Origin of the sequence: Pseudomonas sp. Xaverov 259 (assembly GCF_019352915.1) — a bacterium.
Taxonomy (GTDB): domain Bacteria; phylum Pseudomonadota; class Gammaproteobacteria; order Pseudomonadales; family Pseudomonadaceae; genus Aquipseudomonas.
This window is the reverse complement of the sequence record NZ_JAAAFV010000021.1, coordinates 61,751-80,548: the sequence shown is the minus strand read 5'-3', so window position 1 is coordinate 80,548 and position 18,798 is coordinate 61,751. Positions and strand designations below refer to the sequence as shown.

Below are 18,798 nucleotides of genomic sequence, written 5' to 3'. Positions count from 1 at the left end.
GAAGAGGCATTCCCACGCGGAGCGTGGGAACGATCACCTAGCGGGCCGCAGCCTCCACAATCCGATTGCGCCCGGCGTGTTTGGCTTCATACAAAGCCTGGTCAGCATTGAGCAGCAAATCCTCAAGGGACATGCGGCTGCGTTTTTGCCAGGTGCTCATGCCGATACTCACGGTAATAGGCCCTTCGGCAGCGGCCACTCGTGGCAAATGCTCGACACTGCTGCGGATGTGTTCGGCAATCAACCAGGCGCCTTTGGCGTAGGTATGCGGCAGCACCACTGCAAACTCCTCGCCACCGTAGCGCGCCGCCAGGTCGGCCGGGCGGCGGATGTTGTCTTCGATCACTTGAGCAACTGCGCGCAATGCCTCATCGCCGCCGTGATGACCATGCAGGTCGTTGAAGGCCTTGAAGTGGTCCACGTCGATCATCAGCAGGCTCAGCGGCTCGGTCGAACGTTGTGCGCGGTCCCATTCCAGGCGCAGGCGCTGGTCCAGGGTGCGGCGGTTGGCGAGGCCGGTGAGGGCGTCGGTGGCTGCCAGTTCTGACAGCACTTGCTCGGCGCGGTGGCGGCGGCGCAGCTCCTTGCTCAGCATCCAGGTCAGCCACAACAGGCCGATGCACAACACGCCCGTGGCCATGCTGACCAGCCACGCTGCACGCCGCCATGGGGCAAAGACCTCATCGCTGGACAACGCCACCGCGACAATCAACGGCAAGGTTCCCACATTCGAGAAGCTATACAGCCGTGGCTGGTTGTCGACGCTGGAGACGCCACGAAAGCTGCCATCGCGTTCAAGCAGCATGCGCGCGACATTGGGGCGTTGGCTCAAGTCCTTGTCGATCATGTCCACTTCCAGCAGCGGTTGTTGCGCCAGCAGGATGCCTTGGTGGTTGATCAGGTTGATAGTGCCGTTGCCGCCGATGTTCAGGCTGCTGAACAACTGTTGGAAGTACGACAGGCGCATCGAGGCCACCGCCACGCCCAGAAAGCGCCCGTCCGGCGATGACACGCGGCGGCTGAATGCAATGCGCCACTGGTCATCACACACGCAACGGGCCAGGAACGGGCGGCTGATATACAGCCCCAGGTCCGGTTTTTTGCGGTGTGCCTGAAAGTAATCGCGATCAGCAAAGTTGCCGGTCTTGGGTGTGAGCAGCGAGGAGTCGGCGATCACTTCACCACTGGGGTCCAGTAACAGAATGTCGCCCTTGAAAGGAGCAGCGGCAGAGCGATCAAACAGTACCAGGTGGCGGATATTGGCGGACACACCCTGTAGGTCGCTGCGTTCGGTGGCGGCGATCAGGCCCTTTAGCGCCATGTCATAGAGCTCGACGTTGCGCAGTACATCGGCGTCGATCAGTTGGGTGATGTTATTGGCGGTGCGCTTGGCGGTCTGCAAGGTATTGGCGTGTTCGCGAATCAGCAGCGCGGTGACGATCGCCACGATCACGAAGACCGTGAGGCAACTGCCCAGGATCAGCAAGCGTTCCGGGCGACGGGTGGGTCGGTTGAGACTTGGGCTCATCGGGCGTACTTCTGCTTCGAGGATGCCAATAGCGTAGTAGGCAAACGCAGGTTTGGTGTGGGAGCTGGCTTGCCTGCGATGCAGACACCTCGGTACATCTGCAACACCGCAGCGATGCTATCGCAGGCAAGCCAGCTCCCACACAAGCCCGCTCACACATTGGCTATTCATCGCCAGACAGATTTTGCTCAGAACACGTTGATCGGGTAATCCACAATCACGCGGTACTCATCCACATCCCGGTCCACCGCCGAGTAGCCATTGCCACCGCGGTTGGTTGCCCACTGCAGGCGCACCGCCAGGTCCTTGGCTTTGCCGCCTTGCACCACGTACTTCACGTCGATGTCGCGTTCCCAGTGCTTGGCGTCTTTGCCGTCGGCGCTGTACCAGGCGCTGTAGCCACGGCTGCTGGGGTCGACCTTGGTCAGGTCGGTCTTGCCGCTGATATAGGACACGGCGGACGTCAGCCCAGGCATGCCGAGGCCTGCAAAGTCATAGGCGTATTTGAGCTTCCACGAGCGCTCGTTGGGGCCGTTGAAGTCAGAGTATTGCTGAGAGTTGTCCAGGTACACGCTGTCGCCCTGGGTGATGTAGTCGAACGGCGTGTTGCCGTTGACCCGCTGGTACGCGGCGGTGACGCTGTGGTTGCCCACGCCCATGGTGAAATGCAGGCTGTAGGTGTTGTTGTCGATGCTGCCGAGCAACGACTGGCCGGTGTCCTGGGTGTGGTAGTAGTGCAGGCCCGGGTTGAGGCTGACCAAGTCGTTCAGTGCGTAGGTGTAGTCCAGGTCGTAGTAATACTGGTGCCATACATCCTTGAGTTCTGAGGCGTACAGGTTGCTGGTCAGGCCCGGGATGCCGCTGAAGGACACGCCTGCCCAGTTCAGGTGCTGGCTGTCGGCGTTGGCGGGCAACGTACCGTAGCTGGTGCCGATACGTCGGTGACCGCTCTGGTTGTAGAGTTTGGTAAAGCTGGCCTGGCCGCCCTCGAACATCCAGCCGTCGAGACTGTGGTTGGCCAGGCTCACGCCACGAAAAGTCTGCGGCAACATGCGGGTCATGCCGCCAGCGATCACCGGGTTGTTAAGGAACAGGTCGCCGGCTTTGAGTTCGGTGTCGAAGGCACGCATTTTCAAGGTGCCGCCTGCGGTGGAGAACGCGCCAGGCGCTTTGCCGTTGCCGCTGCCGTAAGGCAGGATGCTGGAACCGTCAGTGCCGCCGCCGCCGTCGAGCTTGAGGCCGAGCATGGCATTGAGGTCCAGACCAAAACCGACGGTGCCCTGGGTGTAGCCGGATTCGAACGTGCCGATGAAACCCTGGCCCCATTCTTTGCTGTCATCGGTGTGAATGTCGCGGCGGTCGCGGTTCATGTAGTAGTTGCGGGTGTTGATCTTGAGGCTAGAGCCTTCGACGAAACCGTCAGCGGGGGTCGAGTCTGCCGCGTGGGCAAAGGGGACGATCGTTGCTGCAATCGCGAGGAATAACGGGGTGAACGTCAGCGAGTTCTTCACCGGTGTAGCTCCTTTGGTCAATCGAAAACGGCCAATGTCGTGAGGGTGTGCCTGGCCTTTTTTACGGCAAAAAAAAGCCGCTGAAGTCAGCGGCTTTAAACAGATTCCCAGTGTAGAGCCCTGGAAATAAGTCGAGGGAAATTCGGGTGAGCGGGAAGCTGCCTTGCCGTCGCGCTCATCGGTGCGTCAAAGTAACGCAGGTGAGCGGTGCGATATAGAGTGTAACAAGATAATGACTGTTGCCCAAACCGCAACAGTTGCTCTGATGGTTGACGCGCCGCTCCCACATTGGATTGAGGTGTTCTTGTGAGTTACACCGGCAAGGTAATGCCGAAGGTATTGCCGCCGCCCTCACTGCGCACAAACACATCGCCGCCGTGCATCAATGCAATCGCCTTGACGATCGCCAGCCCCAGCCCGTGATTCGCGCCGCTGTTGCTGCGCGATGCGTCCACTCGGTAGAAGCGTTCAAACAGACGTGGCAAATGCTCACTGGCGATCTCATCGCCGGGGTTGGTCACCCCGATCGCCACCCAATGTTCCTGCACCTCAATATTCACCTCAATGATCTGCCCCGGTGCGGTGTGCTGCACCGCGTTGCTCAGCAGGTTGATCAGTGCGCGGCGCAGGTGGGCTTTTTCGATGTGCACCATGGCATCGCCGCGCACGCGCACGTTGACTTGGGCGTCTTCGAGGATGAAGTCCAGGTAGTCGAGGGTGGTGGCGACTTCATCGGCCAGGGAGCTTTCGATCAGTTTGGTGGCCTTGCTGCCTTGGTCGGCGCTGGCCAGGAACAGCATGTCATTGATGATCGAGCGCAGACGTTCCAACTCTTCGAGGTTCGATTGCAGCACCTCGAAGTAATGCTCGGCCGAACGACCACGGGTGAGCGCCACCTGGGTCTGGCCGATCAGGTTGGTCAGCGGCGAGCGCAGTTCGTGGGCCACATCGGCATTGAACGACTCCAGGCGCGAATACGCCTGTTCGACCCGATCCAGCGTGGAGTTGAACGAGTTGACGAACTGGCTCAGCTCCGGCGGCAAGGGCGAAAGCTGCAGGCGCCCGGAGAGTTTCGGCGGTGCGAGTTTTTGCGCTTCATCCGAGAGTTTGCCCAGCGGCTTGAGGCCGATACGCGAGACCCAAAAGCCCAGCAGCGCCGCCAGCGCGACGCCGACACAGGCCAGGCCGATCAAGGCCATCAGCAGATGGTGCTGAGTGGCGCGAAAGTTCTCGGTGTCGATAGCGATCATAAAGCGCAGCGGCGGGCGTTGATCCTTGGCCGCGAACTGGCTTACCAACACCTTGAACGGGTATTCATGCCCAGGCAGGCGCAAGTCGCGTTTGCCGGTCGGCCCTTGGGCGAATGCACGGATCTGCGCGTCGGGGTTGCCGTATTCGTAGCTCGGGTCGCTGCTCACCACCCAGAAGCGGATGCGCGGGTCTTCTTCGCCCAGCAACTTCAACTTGGCGGTGATCTTTGCCCAGTGGTCCGGCGTGCCGAAGCGGTTCACCGAGGATTCCAGCACGCTGTAGCGCGCATCCAGTTCGGCGCCCGGCAACAGGCCCAGGCCGCGATCCACTTGCTGGTACAACGCGCCGCCGATCAACACGAAGATCAGCAGCGCCACCAGGGTGAACATGCCGCTCAGGCGCAGGGCGATGGAGTTAGCCGACACTTCTGCTCTCCAGCACATAACCCATGCCACGAATGGTGTGCAGCAACTTGTGTTCGAACGGCCCGTCGAGCTTGGCGCGCAGGCGCTTGATCGCCACTTCCACCACATTCGCGTCGCTGTCGAAATTGATGTCCCAGACCATCTCCGCAATCGCGGTCTTGGACAGGATTTCACCCTGGCGCCGCGCCAGCACGCTGAGCAATGAGAACTCCTTGGCAGTCAGGTCCAGGCGCAGGCCGTTGCGGCTGGCCTTGCGGCTGATCAGGTCGATCCACAGGTCGGCCACGGTGACTTGCACCGGCTCATGCCCGCCGCTGCGGCGGGTCAGTGCTTGCAGGCGCGCCACCAGTTCAAGGAACGAAAACGGTTTGCCCAAATAATCATCGGCGCCTTCACGCAGGCCGCGAATGCGGTCTTCCACGCGTTCGCGGGCGGTGAGCATGATCACCGGTGTCTGCTTGCGTGCCCGCAGTGCGCGCAACACACCAAAGCCGTCGAGGCCGGGCAGCATCACGTCGAGCACGATTACCGCGTAATCGTTCTCCAGCGCCAGGTGCAAACCCTCGACGCCTTCGCGTGCCACATCCACGGTGTAACCTTGCTCCGTCAGGCCGCGATGCAGGTAGTCCGCGGTTTTTTCTTCATCTTCAATAATCAGGACGCGCATGACCCCGCCTTTAGTGTGTGGTCGCCAGCGCCAGCGCTGGTTTGGGCCTGTGGAAAAACTTCTCAAGGTACAAGTATATGACCGGTGTGGTGAACAGCGTCAGCGCCTGGCTTACCAACAGGCCGCCGACGACTGCGATACCCAGCGGCTGGCGCAGTTCCGCGCCTGGCCCGGAGCCCAGCATCAACGGCACCGCGCCGAGCAGGGCCGCGAGGGTGGTCATGATGATCGGCCGGAACCGTGTGACGCAGGCTTCATAAATCGCCTCTTCAGGTGGCAGCCCGCGCACGCGCTGGGCCTCCAGGGCAAAGTCGATCATCAGGATGCCGTTTTTCTTGACGATACCGATCAGCAGCACCAGACCGATCAAGGCCATGATCGAAAAATCCTGGCCCAGCAACCACAGCATGATCAACGCCCCCAAGCCCGCCGACGGCAAGGTGGAGATAATGGTCAACGGGTGCACGAAGCTCTCATACAGCACACCCAAAATAATATAGACCGCCACCAGTGCCGCCAGGATCAGCCACGGTTGGCTGGCCAGCGAACTCTGGAATGCCTGGGCGGCGCCCTGGAAGGTGCCGATCAGGGTGGTCGGCATGCCGATTTCGTTCTTGGCCTGGTTGAGCATGATCACCGCATCGCCCAATGCCACGCCGGGTGCCAGGTTGAACGACAGGTTGGCGGCCGGGAACATGCCGTCATGGCTGATGGACAACGGCCCCACGCTGGGCGGGTCGACCTTGGCCAGTGCCGACAGCGGCACCATCTCGTTGGTCAACGGTGAGCGCAGGTAGAAGTAGTTCAGGCTTTCGGCCTTGCCGCGTTGTTGGGTGTCGAGTTCCAGCACCACTTGGTACTGGTTGATCTCGGTCTGGAACTCGTTGATCTGGCGCTGGCCGAACGCGTCATACAACGCCTGGTCGACATCGGTAGCCGTGAGGCCAAAGCGCGCCGCCGCCAGGCGGTCGATGCTGATGTGGGTGATGCTGCCGCCCAGTTGCAGGTCGTTGGACAGGTCGCGAAAGGCCGGATTGGCACGCAGTTTTTCGGTCAGGCGTTGGGTCCAGGTATTGAGCGTCGGGCCGTCGTTGCTCTTGAGCACATATTGGTACTGGGCGCGGCTTGGGCCGGAACTCAAGTTGATGTCCTGACCGGCGCGCAGGTACAGGACGATGCCCGGCACCTTGGCCAGTTTGGGACGGATGCGGTCGATGAACTGGCTGGCGGACACGTCGCGATCGCCACGGTCTTTCAAGGCGATCCAGAAACGCCCGTTGGCGATGGTCTGGTTACTGCCGGTCACGCCCACCGAGTGGGAAAACGCTTCCACCGCCGGGTCGGCCTTGACGATCTCGGCCAGGGCCTTGTGCTTGGCGACCATGTCCGGGTACGACACATCGGCCGCCGCCTCGCTGGTGCCGAGGACAAAGCCGGTGTCCTGCACCGGGAAGAAACCCTTGGGGATAAACACGTAGCCGACCACGGCCAACGCCAGGGTCACCATAAAGATCGCCGCCATGCTGCGTTGATGCGCCAACGCGCGGCGCAGGTTACGCGCGTAGCCGGCGAGCAGGCGCTCGCTGAAGCCCGGTTTGTCATGGGCACGATGAGTCGGCGCGCGCATGAACAGGGCGGCCAATGTCGGCGCCAATGTCAGCGATACCACCACCGAAATCAGGATGGTCGAGGTGGCCGTCAGCGCAAACTCCTTGAACAGCCGCCCGACCACGCCGCCCATGAACAGCAGCGGAATAAACGCCGCCACCAGCGAAAAGCTGATGGACACCACGGTAAAACCAATCTCGCCGGAGCCCTTGATCGCCGCCTCGCGTTTATCCAGACCGGCCTCCAGGTGTCGGTGAATGTTCTCCACCACCACGATGGCATCGTCGACCACAAAGCCCACGGCGATCACGATCGCCACCAGCGTCAGGTTGTTCAAGCTGAAGCCGAGCACATACATCAGCGCGAAGCTGGCGATCAGCGACACGCCGAGCACGCTGGACACAATCAGCGTGGCTGACAATTGGCGCAGGAACAGCGCCATTACCGCCACCACCAGCAAGATGGCGATCAGCAGCGTCACTTCCACTTCATGCAGCGAGGCGCGGATGGTCTTGGTGCGGTCGGTCAACACGCTGACCTGCACCGAGGCCGGCAGCATGCCTTCCAGGCGCGGCAGCTCGGCTTGAATGCGGTCCACGGTCTCGACAATGTTGGCGCCGGGCTGGCGCGAAATCACCAGGTTGACCCCGGGCGTATCCCCGGACCAGGCCTGTACGTAGGCGTTTTCCGAACCGTTGACGACTTTGGCAATGTCACGCAGTTGCACCGGCGCGCCGTTCTTGTAGGAAACGATCAGTTGGCCGTATTCCTCCGGGTGAAACAGCTGGTCGTTGGTGGATAACGTCGACACGCTGTTCTCGCCGTAAATCGCACCTTTGGCCAGGTTCAGGCTGGACTGCTGGATGGCCAGGCGCACGTCGGCGAGGGTCAGGCCGATGGCCGCGAGTTTGTCCGGTGAAGCTTGTACGCGAATCGCCGGGCGTTGCTGGCCGGTGATGTTGATCTGGCCAACGCCGTCAATCTGGCTGATCTGGCGCGCCAGCAGGGTTTCCACATAGTCGCTCAGCTCGGTACTGGGCATGCTGTCGGAGCTGACGCTGAGGATCAGCACCGGGCTGTCCGCCGGGTTGACCTTCTTCCAGGTCGGCAGGCTCGGCATGTCACTGGGCAGTTTGCCGGAGGCGGTGTTGATCGCCGCCTGCACTTCCTGCGCGGCGGTGTCGATGCTTTTGTTCAGGGTGAATTGCAGGGTCAGCAGGCTTGAGCCCAAGGCGCTGCTGGAGGTCATCTGGGTCATGCCGGGGATGGCGCTGAATTGCACCTCCAAAGGCGTGGCCACGGATGAGGCCATGGTGTCCGGGCTGGCGCCGGGCAAGGTGGCGCTGACCTGGATGGTCGGGAATTCCGCTTCCGGCAGCGGCGCCACGGCCAGGCGCGGGAAGGCAATCAGCCCCAGCAGCACCAGGGCAAAGGTCAGAAGCAGGGTGGCAACCGGGTGGTCGACGCACCAGGCGGACGGCGAACGGCTGCCGCTCATGGTTGCACCTTGGCTTGGGCGGTCTGGATCACTTGCGGTGGCTCTTTGAGCACCTCGATCTGCGCACCGGCCTTGAGCCGCGACTGGCCATCGCTGACCAGCACATCACCGGCTTGCACGCCTTTGATGATGTTCACGTCGCTGTCCTGATAGGCCACCTGCACCGGCACGATCTCAACCTTGTCACCGTTGACGCGGTACACAAAATGCGCGTCGAGCCCACGTTGCACCACGGTCGGCGGCACCACCAGGGCGTTTTTGTCGAGGGCGGTCTGGATCTTGATGGTCACCAGTTGCCCCGGCCACAGGCGCTGCGAAGCGTTGTTGAATTCAGCCTTGGCGCGCAGGGTGCCGGTGGTCGAGCTGATCTGGTTGTCGATCAGGCTCAAGTGGCCTTCACCGAGCAGGTCGCCGGTCTGGCCGTCAGTGTCGGCGCCCATGTAGGCATCGACGCTGGCTTGAGTGGGTGCGGCGATCAAGCCTTGCAGGGTTGGCAACATTTGTTGCGGCAACGAGAACTCCACGGCGATCGGATCGATTTGCGTCACCGAGAACAGGCCTTGGGTATCACTCATACGCAGGAAGTTACCTTCATCCACAGTGCGAATACCGACACGACCGGTGACAGGCGAGCGAATCTGAGTGTAGGAAAGCTGTACCTGGGCCGAATCAATCGCGGCCTGATTACCTTGCGCCGTGGCCTTGAGCTGGTTGACCAGCGCTTGCTGCTGGTCATAGGTCTGCTTGGAAACGCCGTCGTCGACGCTCAGTTCTTTGTAGCGTTTGAGGTTCACCAACGCCACTTGCAGTTGTGCCTGGCTTTCGCCCAGTTGTGCCTTGGCCTGGTCGAGGCTGGCGCGGATCGAGCGGTCATCGATGGTCGCCAGCAGGTCACCGGCCTTGACCAGTTGGCCTTCCTTGACCAGCAGCTTGGTGAGGATGCCGTCGATTTGCGGGCGGATCACCACGCTGTGCAGCGACAGCACCGAGCCGATACCGCTGACAAATCGAGGAATGTCCTGCTGTGTGACGCTCACCACCCGCACCGGGATGGCGGTGGGCACCGCCAGTTTGGTTTTGGCCGGTCGGTTGAAGGCCCAGGCTGCAATTGCCACGACCACCAGGGCACCCACGATCAGGGCGGTTTTTCGTTGAATGTGCATGGGGTGGGGCGCCGAGGCAAAGGGTTGGGAGAGTGAGCGTTCTTTATAGCCCGCCAACCCGGTCAGCACGGTGACTGCTAACTGACAGCGCTGTCAGTAAAGTCCGACCATTCGTAACGGCGGTGGTTAAAGATCCGAGGCGCGCAGGTATACTGCGCGCCAGCGTGGCCCGCAAGTCGGCCACCGCCTCATTTTATGTACGCCCCGGAGCTTCCATGACTTCCCCGACACAACCCCCTGTTGAAGCGGCCGACCTCGTCGATCCGGCCGACGCTCAAAGCGTTGAAAAAGCCGAGATCCCGGCGTTCAAGTTTCCGTTCAAGCCGGGTGAACTGGCCGGGGCCAAGAATGCCGCCCAGCCTTGGTACAAGAATGGCGCCAAGAACGGCCACACCAAATCGCCAGGCATGGCGCCGCCGGGCACTCGCCGCTCGATGGGTAAACGCTGAGAATAGAACGACCAGCGTTTTATCAGGTGCGGACTACAACACCTGCTGACATTTCTGATTGAAGACCCACGACCCTTTCTAGAAAGCTTGCACAGCCTTGATTCCACCCCCCGACCGTTCAGATCGGGCCGGGTGGCCAAGGCTGGTCTTTCTGGAAAAGGATGTTTCCCGTGGCTTTGATACCCCTGTGTGCAGCACTTGCCCTCTTGCTGTCGATCGACGCCGTGGCCGACGATGATCAACCCCGGCGCGAAATCCGCTTTGCTGTTGCCGCGCAGTTCCCGCCCTTTCAGAGTCGTAGCCCGCAAGGTCAATTGGTGGGCTTGAACATCGACTTGGGCAATGCCCTGTGTACACAGTTGAATGTGCGCTGCACCTGGGTCGATCAGGTGTTTGTCGAAGACTTCCCGGCCCTCGAAGCGCGGCAGTTCGATGCGATCATGGGCATGGCCGCCACCTCGGGGCGGCGGCGGTCGGTGGGGTTCACCGATAATCTGTATCCCTTTACCACGCGTCTGGTGGCCCATAAGGACTCCGGCTTGTTGCCCGACACACGCTCGCTCAAGGGCAAGCGTGTCGGTGTATTGCTGGGCAGCAACCGCGAAGCCTTTGCGCGGTCGCAGTGGGCGCCGGCGGGCGTCATCATCAAGAGTTTCTGGCTCAACGACGAACTGGCTCGCAGCCTGGTGGCCGGCGCTATTGATGCGACGCTGCAAGGCACTGTGGAAATTCGCAAGGCGCTGCTCGACACCCCGGATGGCCAGGATTTCGACTTTATGGGGCCGGCCTTGTCCGGCGAACTGCTGGGCAATGGCATTGCCATTGCCGTACGCAAGTTTGATTCCAGCTTGCGTAACGACCTCAACTACGCGCTTGAACAACTGATGCACAACGGTGAATACCAGCGGATTCTGGCGCGTTATCACTTGGATGAGCCGCCCTCTATCCAGTGATGGCCAATTAATTGCGCGGAACATGAACTGGATCAGTATTTGCCCTATCGGTGCGCTTAAAGTCGACGGCCCTGCCGATTTTTCCAATAGTGTGGCTCATAGCCGAAAAGGCTCCGCTACTATGAGTTTGGGATTGTTCCTACTAAACAAACAGGCGTGTCGTAGTGAGAGACCGGTTAGTGCTTGTTAGAACGTCTTGCGCGTCAGGGTCGCAAACCATGATTGAGTCCTGAGCGCTTCACACCACTATTTGCACAGGACAGGTTTATGACTACGGTAAGACGAATACTAGCGCTTGCTCTGATTACGTTGGCCGGGAGCGGATGTGCTGTGGCCCCGTCACCTGAAAACCCTTGGAAGGAGATACGGTTTGGGGTTGAGGCGGATGTAAAACCCTTTGAATACCGCAATGCGCAAGGCGAGCTTGTAGGGTTGGATATTGAGTTGGGCAACGCGCTTTGCGCTGAACTCAACGCGCGCTGTGTATGGGTTGATCAGCCGTATGCAACCAATATTACGGCGCTGGAGGCCAACCGTTTCGATGCAATCATGCCGATGACGCCCACACCGGCGCGGCGTGAAACAATCGACTTTACAGACATTCTCTATCCCCTCGAAAGCCGCTTGGTAGCCCGCAGCGGCTCAGACCTGCAGCCCAATTCCACCTCGCTCAAAGGCAAGCGTGTCGGCGTTCTGGCGGGCACCAGCCGTGAAGCCTTCGCCAGGGCACGCTGGGCTCCTCAAGGCGTGACGGTGCGCAGCTTCAACCTCAATGGCGAGTTAATCACCAGCCTGTTGGCGGGTGAACTTGATGCGACCCTGCAGAACACCATCGAAATCAACGAAGCATTGCTGAACACCCCACAGGGCGCAGCGTTTGCCTTCGCAGGGCCAGCGGTGGTTGATGAGATGCTGGGTGGCGGTGTCGCCATCGCCACTCGCAAGGCCACGCCTGATCTGACGGTAGCGCTGAACAAGGCCCTGCAGCGCTTGAAAGACAATGGCAAGTACTTGGCGATCACTCAGCCTTATCTGGCGCCCGCCGCCGGGAGCCTTGAACCGGCCAAGATAATTTACACACCGGCCGAGGGTGGCTTACCGTTTTCACAAACCGTGCAGGTCGGGAAAACGCTCTACCTCTCAGGGCTGTTAGGGCTCGATAAAAACGGCAAGCTCGTGCGCGGAGGCATTCGCGCAGAAACTGCCCAGGCGCTGGAAACCCTGCGTAGCACGCTGAAGGGCAAGGGTTTGGGCATGGACAGAGTGGCCAAGTGCACGGTGATTCTTGCCGATATCAAAGACTTTTCAGCGATGAACAACGTCTATGCCAGCTACTTTCCCGCCGACCGTCTGCCCGCCCGCACTACCTTTGCGGCGGGCAAACTGTTGGACGATGCGCGGATAGAAATCGAGTGCCTGGCCAGCCTCTGAGGTTTCCGGTCTAAGAGGCCTGCAACGAAATAAACGCGTAGTTGGCCGGCACCTGGGTTGCGATCTGGGCGCCGGCGTCCAACAGTTGTTCGGCGATGTCCATGCCGGAAACGTGAAAGACCCACTCACTGGCCATGGTTGGCTGGCGGGTCGCCAATTCGATCGCCTGGGCAAACGCGCCCATGTCCGGCAAATACGCAGTAAATCCATCGCCCTTGAGCGCCGTGGTACGAATACCCAGCAAGGCGCACACAGCCTCCTTGGTCTGCACATCGTCACGGTCGGCCTGGCGTGAGCGGCGGATCAGCTCGGCCAGCTCGGCATCCATCAATTCACCGCCAACGATCAGCGCCGGCCCCTGTTCCCAGGATTCCGGCGGGCAATCCTTGGCGGCGGGGTTCAAGGGAATGTGCGGGTTGATTTCCATCGGGTAGATGCGACACACCAGCGGACGACGTTCGTAGATGCCGCAACGGTTATCTTCGTCAAGATTCCGGCAACGCCCGGCGTTGTAGGCGGCAAAGGTGATTGCCACAAACGCCTCGGTATTGCCGCTCGGCACTATCACTGAACGGCGTTCGGCATGCTCGCGTTGTTGCACCGGCAAACCCAGGCCACTGCCGAGAAAACCCTCCACCAGCACGATGACGTTACCGCCGTCAGCCGCCCAACTGCGGGCTTCTTCGAGGGTCAGGGGAACGTGATGGTCGCTGCAGCATTTGCCGCAACCCACGCAGGAAAAGTGAGTGTTCATGGAGGATCTGTCACCAGGCAAGGTCAGAGGGCACTCTTGAACGGTGACGGGTTTTTGCCTCTATTCACTGTTCAGGCTCAGTGGAAGCAAGTTATGCGCCAGTGCCTGTCAGCCCTCGGGCACCTGGTCACGCAGCACAAACAGCATGCCGGCACTTTCGTACAACTGCCGGGCGCGTTGGTTGCTTTCCAGCACCTTCAGGTCCACATAGGGTTCGCCGCGTTGCTTGAACACGTGGAAGGTGTGCAGCAACAAGGCGCGCCCCAGACCTTGGCCTTGGGCGCACGGGTGGATCGAGAGGTTCTTGATAAACGCGCTGGTCCAGCACTGGGCCACGCCAAGAATGCCGCTTGCGTTACTGGCTACCAGGCATAGCGTGGGGTCGAATTCGGCGTCGGTGATGAACTGCCGGCGCCATTCTTCCAGGCTGGCGACACGTCCGCCGCCCTGTTCCTGGGTCATGCGCAATACGGCATGGATGGCCGGGGCCAGCTCATCGCGGTAATGATCCAGCCGGGTGTCAGCCGGCCACTGCGGTGCAGGCAGGCTGGCGGTAAGGTCGCGGCGCAGCAGTTGAAAATACTCCGCCACCGCTTACAGACCCTTTTGCGCCACAGTTTGCGCGGCAACCACCAGGCATTTGGTCAGCTCGGGCGACGAGAACTTGGTGAGCACCGCGTCGGCACCGGCCAGGCGGGCTTTTTCGCTGTTCATCGCGCTGTCCAACGAGGTGTGCAGCAGTACGTAAAGCTCCTGGAAGTCCGGGGTTTCGCGCAGGGTGCGGGTGAGGGCGTAACCGTCCATTTCGGACATCTCGATGTCCGACACCACCACGTTGATCTGCTCGGCCGTGCCTTGCAGCTCCAGCAGCACATCAATGGCTTCCTTGGCACTGCGCGCGGTGTGGCAGGTCAGGCCGAGGTTGCGCAGGGTGTGTACCGATTGCTGCAAGGCCACCTGGCTGTCGTCCACCACCAGGATTCGCGCGTTGCCGAGCACTTCGGCTTCTTCCATGGTCAAGTCGGTCGGCGCCGCTTCAACGGGGGCCGGGGCGATGCCGTGGATGACCTTTTCGATATCCAGCACCTGCACCAGGCCGCCTTCGACCTGGGTCACGCCGGTGATAAACGAGCGATTGCCGCCCGAGCCATAGGGTGGCGGGCGGATGTCGGTGGTCAGGCAGTGCACGATCTTGCTCACCGCCTGCACATGCAGGCCTTGCTTGGAGCGGCTGACGTCGGTGACGATCAGGCAGCCGCCGTTCGGGTCTTGCAGCGGCATTTCGCCGAGGGCGCGGCTCAAGTCGATCACCGACAGCGAGGCACCGCGCAGGGTGGCGATGCCTTTGACGTGAGGGTGCGACTCCGGCAGCTTGGTCAGCGGCGGGCAGGGGATAATTTCACTGACTTTGAGCAGGTTGATGGCCATCAGCTTGCCGCTGCGCAAGGTAAAGAGCAGAAGCGAGAGTGAATCTGCGCGGGCGTTGGTGGTGGACATAAAAACCTTCTGTGGATCAGGGATGACGATCTATGGAAGGTTATCGACTTGGTCAGCCGAGGCTTTAACCCGATTTTGTGTCGGCTGGGTTCGTGTGGGAGCTGGCTTGCCTGCGATGGCATCACCTCAGTGCAACTGGAAGATCGAGGTGCCTGCATCGCAGGCAAGCCAGCTCCCACACAAAAACCGTCCCCTATGAGCTCGGTGTCAGCCCTTCCAGACCTGCGGGTTCACCAGATCCTGCGGACGCTGGCCCAACAGAGCGCTGCGCAAGTTATCCAAGGCACGGTTGGCCATGGCTTCACGGGTTTCATGGGTGGCCGAGCCGATATGCGGCAGGGTCACGGCATTGCTCAGTTGGAACAATGGCGATTCAGCCAGCGGCTCTTGCTCATACACATCCAGCCCGGCGCCACGGATTTTCCGGGTTTGCAGCGCTTCGATCAGCGCCGGTTCATCCACCACAGGCCCACGGGAAATGTTGATCAGGATGGCGCTGGACTTCATCAGCGCCAATTCGCGCGTGCTGATCAAGTGGCGGGTCTTGTCGCTCAACGGCACCACCAGGCAGACAAAATCCGCCTCGGCCAGCAACTGGTCCAGGCTGCGGAACTGCGCGCCCAGCTCCTGCTCCAGCTGGGTCTTGCGGCTGTTGCCGCTGTACAGAATCGGCATATTGAAGCCCAGGCGCCCGCGCCGCGCGACAGCTGCGCCGATGTTGCCCATGCCGACAATGCCGAGGGTCTTGCCGTGTACATCGCAACCGAACAGCGGCGCGCCGACGCTGGCTTTCCACTCGCCGGCCTTGGTCCAGGCATCCAGCTCGGCCACGCGGCGCGCACTGCTCATCAGCAGGGCGAAGGCCAGGTCGGCGGTGCTTTCGGTGAGTACGTCCGGGGTATTGGTGAGCATGATCCCGCGCTCGTTGAAGTACGGCACGTCGTAGTTGTCGTAGCCGACCGACACGCTGGACACCACTTCCAGCTTGCTCGCGCCTTCCAGCTGCGCACGCCCCAGCTTGCGGCCCACGCCGATCAGGCCATGGGCGTGGGGCAGGGCTTCGTTGAATTGAACATTGATGTCACCCAGCTTGGGGTTTGGCGCGATGACCTCGAAGTCCTGTTGCAGGCGTTCGATCATTTGCGGGGTGACGCGGCTGAAGGCAAGGACAGTCTTTTTCATTGCAGGCGGGCTCATCGACTACGGGAGAATGGTAAGCACGCTAACATTCCTGCCGACAATTGTCAGGACACCGCCGACCCCATGTGTACACAGTTCAAAATGTGGGAGCGGGCATGCTCGCGAATGCGGTGTATCAGCCACTGGATGTATCGACTGACCCACCGCCTTCGCGAGCAAGCCCGCTCCCACAGTTGATCTGTGTTGCCAGGTATAAATCAGTTCGCCAGGCGTGTGCCGCCGAGGCTGCCACTCAACTCATACGCCACCAACTCCGCCTGATGCGCTGCCAGGATTTCCGGCAATGAACCGCGCAGGTATTCCACCCAGGTCTTGATCTTCGCATCCAGATACTGGCGCGACGGGTAGATGGCGTACAGGTTCAGCTCCTGGGAGCGGTAATTGGGCATCACCCGCACCAGCGTGCCGTTACGCAGGCCTTCGATGGCGGCGTACACCGGCAGCAGGCCGACGCCCATGCCGCTGGTGATCGCGGTTTTCATCGCATCGGCCGAGTTCACCAGGAACGGCGAGGTGTTGATCGCCACGCTTTCCTGGCCTTCGGGGCCGTTGAAGGTCCATTTGTCCAACTGGATCACCGGGCTTACCAGGCGCAGGCAGGCGTGGTTGAGCAAATCCTGTGGCCGCTGTGCGCAACCTTTGGCCTTGACGTAATCCGGAGAGGCGCACGCGATGCTGTAGGTGATGCCCAGGCGTTGGGACACAAAACCCGAATCCGGCAGCTCGCTGGCCAGCACTATGGACACGTCGTAACCCTCGTCGAGCAGGTCCGGCACGCGGTTGGCCAGGGTCAGGTCGAAGGTCACGTCGGGGTGGGTGCGACGGTAACGCGCAATGGCATCAATCACGAAATGCTGGCCGATACCGGTCATGGTGTGCACTTTCAACTGCCCGGCGGGGCGTGCGTGGGCGTCGCTGGCTTCCGCCTCGGCTTCCTCGACATAAGCAAGAATCTGCTCGCAACGCAGCAAATAGCGCTTGCCGGCCTCGGTCAGCGCGATGCGGCGAGTAGTGCGGTTGAGCAAGCGGGTTTGCAGATGGGCCTCAAGGTTGGAGACCGCGCGCGAGACGTTGGCGGTGGTGGTGTCCAGTTGCACGGCGGCGGCGGTGAAGCTGCCGGCCTCGGCCACGCAACTGAAGGCGCGCATATTTTGCAAAGTGTCCATGGAGTGTTCTCAAGGGAGATAGCAAATTGTGACAGAAAGTTACGCCGTCCAGTGATCCCTACCAACGGATTATCGCCTGAACGGTAACAAAGATTCACAGGAATGCCAGCTTATCGTTCCCCATGGCGCCCCCTAGAATTGCGCCACCTTCCCCGCCTCACCACCTCAGGAATTCGTTCGCCGTGCCGCGTCGCATCAGCAGAGAGCTTAAGACTCTCAGTGTTTGGGCCTTATCGTTAGCAATCAGCGGCTGCATCGGAACCGGAGGAATCGCCCCCCAAGGCCAGGCCCTCAACGCCAATAGCCTGGCCACCGACGCCGCCATCCAGAGCGCCGCCCAAGACGCCCATTGGCCCACCACGCAATGGTGGCAAGGCTACGGCGACGCGCAACTCAACCGCTGGGTCGACCTCGCCACGCAAAACAGCCCGAGCATGGCCATGGCCGCCGCGCGGGTGCGGGAAGCGCGGGCCATGGCCGGGATTGCCGAGGCGGCCGAGTCGTTGCAGATCAACAGTGACACCACCCTCAAGCGCCACAGCTGGCCGAAAGATCAGTTCTACGGGCCGGGCGAGCTCAGCGGTGCCAATACCTGGGACAACACCTCGTCCCTGGGCCTGAGCTACGCCCTCGACCTGTGGGGCCGCGAAAGCAATGCCAGCGAACGCGCCGTCGACCTGGCGCACATGAGCGCCGCCGAAGCGCGTCAGGCCCAGCTCGAATTGCAGAACAATGTGGTGCGCGCCTATATCCAGCTGTCGTTGCACTTCGCTAACCGCGATATCGTCGCTGCCACCCTGGCCCAGCAACAGCAGATTCTGGACCTGGCCAACAAACGCCTGAACGCCGGGATCGGCACACATTTCGACGTGAGCCAGGCCGAAACGCCGCTGCCGGAAACCCATCGCCAGCTCGACGCCCTCGACGAAGAAATCGCCCTGAGCCGCAACCAGCTCGCGGCATTGGCCGGCATTGGCCCAGGCGCAGGCGCGCAACTGCAACGCCCGAGTTTGTCCTTGGCTGCACCGCTGAAGCTGCCTTCGAGCCTGCCCGCGCAATTGCTTGGCCAACGTCCGGATGTGGTCGCCAGCCGCTGGCAGGTCGCCGCCCAGGCGCGCGGCATCGATGTGGCGCACGCCGGTTTCTACCCCAACGTCGATCTGGTCGGCAGCCTGGGCTATGTGGCCACCGGCGGTACGATGCTGGGGTTTCTCAGCGGGCAGAAATTCAACTACACCGTCGGCCCGGCGATCAGTTTGCCGATCTTCGACGGCGGCCATTTGCGTGGGCAATTGGGCGAAGCCAGCGCCGGTTATGACATCGCCGTGGCCAAGTACAACCAGACGCTGGTCAATGCGCTCAAGGGCATCAGTGACCAGTTGATCCGCCGCGAATCCATGGACAAGCAAGCCACCTTTGCCGCGCAGTCAGTGGCTTCGGCGCAGAAAACCTACGACATCGCCATGATCGCCTACCAGCGCGGCCTCACCGATTACCTCAATGTGCTTAACGCCCAGACCCTGCTGTTCCGCCAGCAACAGGTCGAGCAACAGGTGCAGGCAGCGCGCCTGAGTGCGCATGCTGAATTGGTTACGGCACTGGGCGGCGGGCTCGGTGCCGGCAACGACGTACCCCAGGACGCCAAGACACGTCCGAGCAAAAACCCGGCGGCGCTCGCCGTGTTTGATCACTGAGTA

Annotated in this window: 15 protein-coding genes; 4 read left to right on the top strand and 11 right to left on the bottom strand. The window is 61.2% G+C overall.

Annotation, left to right across the window (positions count from 1 at the left end; genetic code table 11):
• Window positions 1-37: 37 nt before the first annotated feature.
• From K0H48_RS05650 to K0H48_RS05625, 6 genes are all read right to left on the bottom strand, one after another.
• Window positions 38-1,528, bottom strand: coding sequence for a sensor domain-containing diguanylate cyclase (locus K0H48_RS05650; protein WP_219266756.1), 1,491 nt, complete (start codon window positions 1,526-1,528; stop codon window positions 38-40).
• 188 nt (window positions 1,529-1,716) lie between these two features.
• Complete coding sequence (locus K0H48_RS05645) at window positions 1,717-3,039, bottom strand: OprD family porin (protein ID WP_219266755.1); 1,323 nt, start codon at window positions 3,037-3,039, stop codon at window positions 1,717-1,719.
• A gap of 311 nt (window positions 3,040-3,350) precedes the next feature.
• A complete protein-coding gene (locus K0H48_RS05640; RefSeq protein ID WP_219266754.1) occupies window positions 3,351-4,715 on the bottom strand; it encodes a heavy metal sensor histidine kinase in 1,365 nt (454 codons plus the stop codon).
• The gene (locus tag K0H48_RS05635) at window positions 4,705-5,382 is read right to left on the bottom strand and encodes a heavy metal response regulator transcription factor (protein ID WP_017138176.1); all 678 of its coding nucleotides are present in this window, start codon (window positions 5,380-5,382) and stop codon (window positions 4,705-4,707) included. Before K0H48_RS05635 ends, K0H48_RS05640 begins: the two co-directional genes overlap by 11 nt.
• Before the next feature lie 10 nt (window positions 5,383-5,392).
• Complete coding sequence (locus K0H48_RS05630) at window positions 5,393-8,488, bottom strand: multidrug efflux RND transporter permease subunit (protein ID WP_219266753.1); 3,096 nt, start codon at window positions 8,486-8,488, stop codon at window positions 5,393-5,395.
• Window positions 8,485-9,651: an efflux RND transporter periplasmic adaptor subunit gene (locus K0H48_RS05625; protein WP_219266752.1), complete on the bottom strand. Its 1,167-nt coding sequence runs from the start codon at window positions 9,649-9,651 to the stop codon at window positions 8,485-8,487. The genes K0H48_RS05630 and K0H48_RS05625 overlap by 4 nt, the downstream gene beginning before the upstream one ends.
• A gap of 215 nt (window positions 9,652-9,866) precedes the next feature.
• Between K0H48_RS05625 and K0H48_RS05620 the strand changes: the two genes are divergently transcribed.
• From K0H48_RS05620 to K0H48_RS05610, 3 genes are all read left to right on the top strand, one after another.
• The gene (locus K0H48_RS05620; RefSeq protein ID WP_056858969.1) at window positions 9,867-10,100 is read left to right on the top strand and encodes a hypothetical protein; all 234 of its coding nucleotides are present in this window, start codon (window positions 9,867-9,869) and stop codon (window positions 10,098-10,100) included.
• A gap of 170 nt (window positions 10,101-10,270) precedes the next feature.
• Complete coding sequence (locus K0H48_RS05615) at window positions 10,271-11,053, top strand: transporter substrate-binding domain-containing protein (RefSeq protein WP_219266751.1); 783 nt, start codon at window positions 10,271-10,273, stop codon at window positions 11,051-11,053.
• 267 nt (window positions 11,054-11,320) lie between these two features.
• Window positions 11,321-12,484: a transporter substrate-binding domain-containing protein gene (locus K0H48_RS05610; protein WP_219266919.1), complete on the top strand. Its 1,164-nt coding sequence runs from the start codon at window positions 11,321-11,323 to the stop codon at window positions 12,482-12,484.
• A gap of 10 nt (window positions 12,485-12,494) precedes the next feature.
• Here the strand turns inward: K0H48_RS05610 and K0H48_RS05605 are convergent, their stop codons facing one another.
• The 5 genes from K0H48_RS05605 to K0H48_RS05585 form a co-directional block, all read right to left on the bottom strand.
• A complete protein-coding gene (locus K0H48_RS05605; RefSeq protein ID WP_219266750.1) occupies window positions 12,495-13,238 on the bottom strand; it encodes a YkgJ family cysteine cluster protein in 744 nt (247 codons plus the stop codon).
• 108 nt (window positions 13,239-13,346) lie between these two features.
• On the bottom strand, window positions 13,347-13,829 hold the full coding sequence (locus tag K0H48_RS05600; protein ID WP_219266749.1) for a GNAT family N-acetyltransferase: 483 nt from the start codon (window positions 13,827-13,829) through the stop codon (window positions 13,347-13,349).
• 3 nt (window positions 13,830-13,832) lie between these two features.
• Window positions 13,833-14,735: a chemotaxis protein CheV gene (locus K0H48_RS05595; protein ID WP_219266748.1), complete on the bottom strand. Its 903-nt coding sequence runs from the start codon at window positions 14,733-14,735 to the stop codon at window positions 13,833-13,835.
• Between the two features lie 207 nt (window positions 14,736-14,942).
• Window positions 14,943-15,917 carry a D-glycerate dehydrogenase gene (locus K0H48_RS05590; RefSeq protein WP_219266747.1) on the bottom strand — a complete coding sequence of 325 codons (975 nt, stop codon included), beginning with the start codon at window positions 15,915-15,917 and terminating at the stop codon, window positions 14,943-14,945.
• Window positions 15,918-16,132: 215 nt separating this feature from the next.
• Window positions 16,133-17,101, bottom strand: coding sequence for a LysR family transcriptional regulator (locus K0H48_RS05585; protein WP_017138167.1), 969 nt, complete (start codon window positions 17,099-17,101; stop codon window positions 16,133-16,135).
• A gap of 182 nt (window positions 17,102-17,283) precedes the next feature.
• Here K0H48_RS05585 and K0H48_RS05580 point away from each other — a divergent pair, with 182 nt between their 5' ends.
• The gene (locus tag K0H48_RS05580) at window positions 17,284-18,795 is read left to right on the top strand and encodes an efflux transporter outer membrane subunit (RefSeq protein WP_219266746.1); all 1,512 of its coding nucleotides are present in this window, start codon (window positions 17,284-17,286) and stop codon (window positions 18,793-18,795) included.
• The last annotated feature ends 3 nt before the right edge of the window (window positions 18,796-18,798 follow it).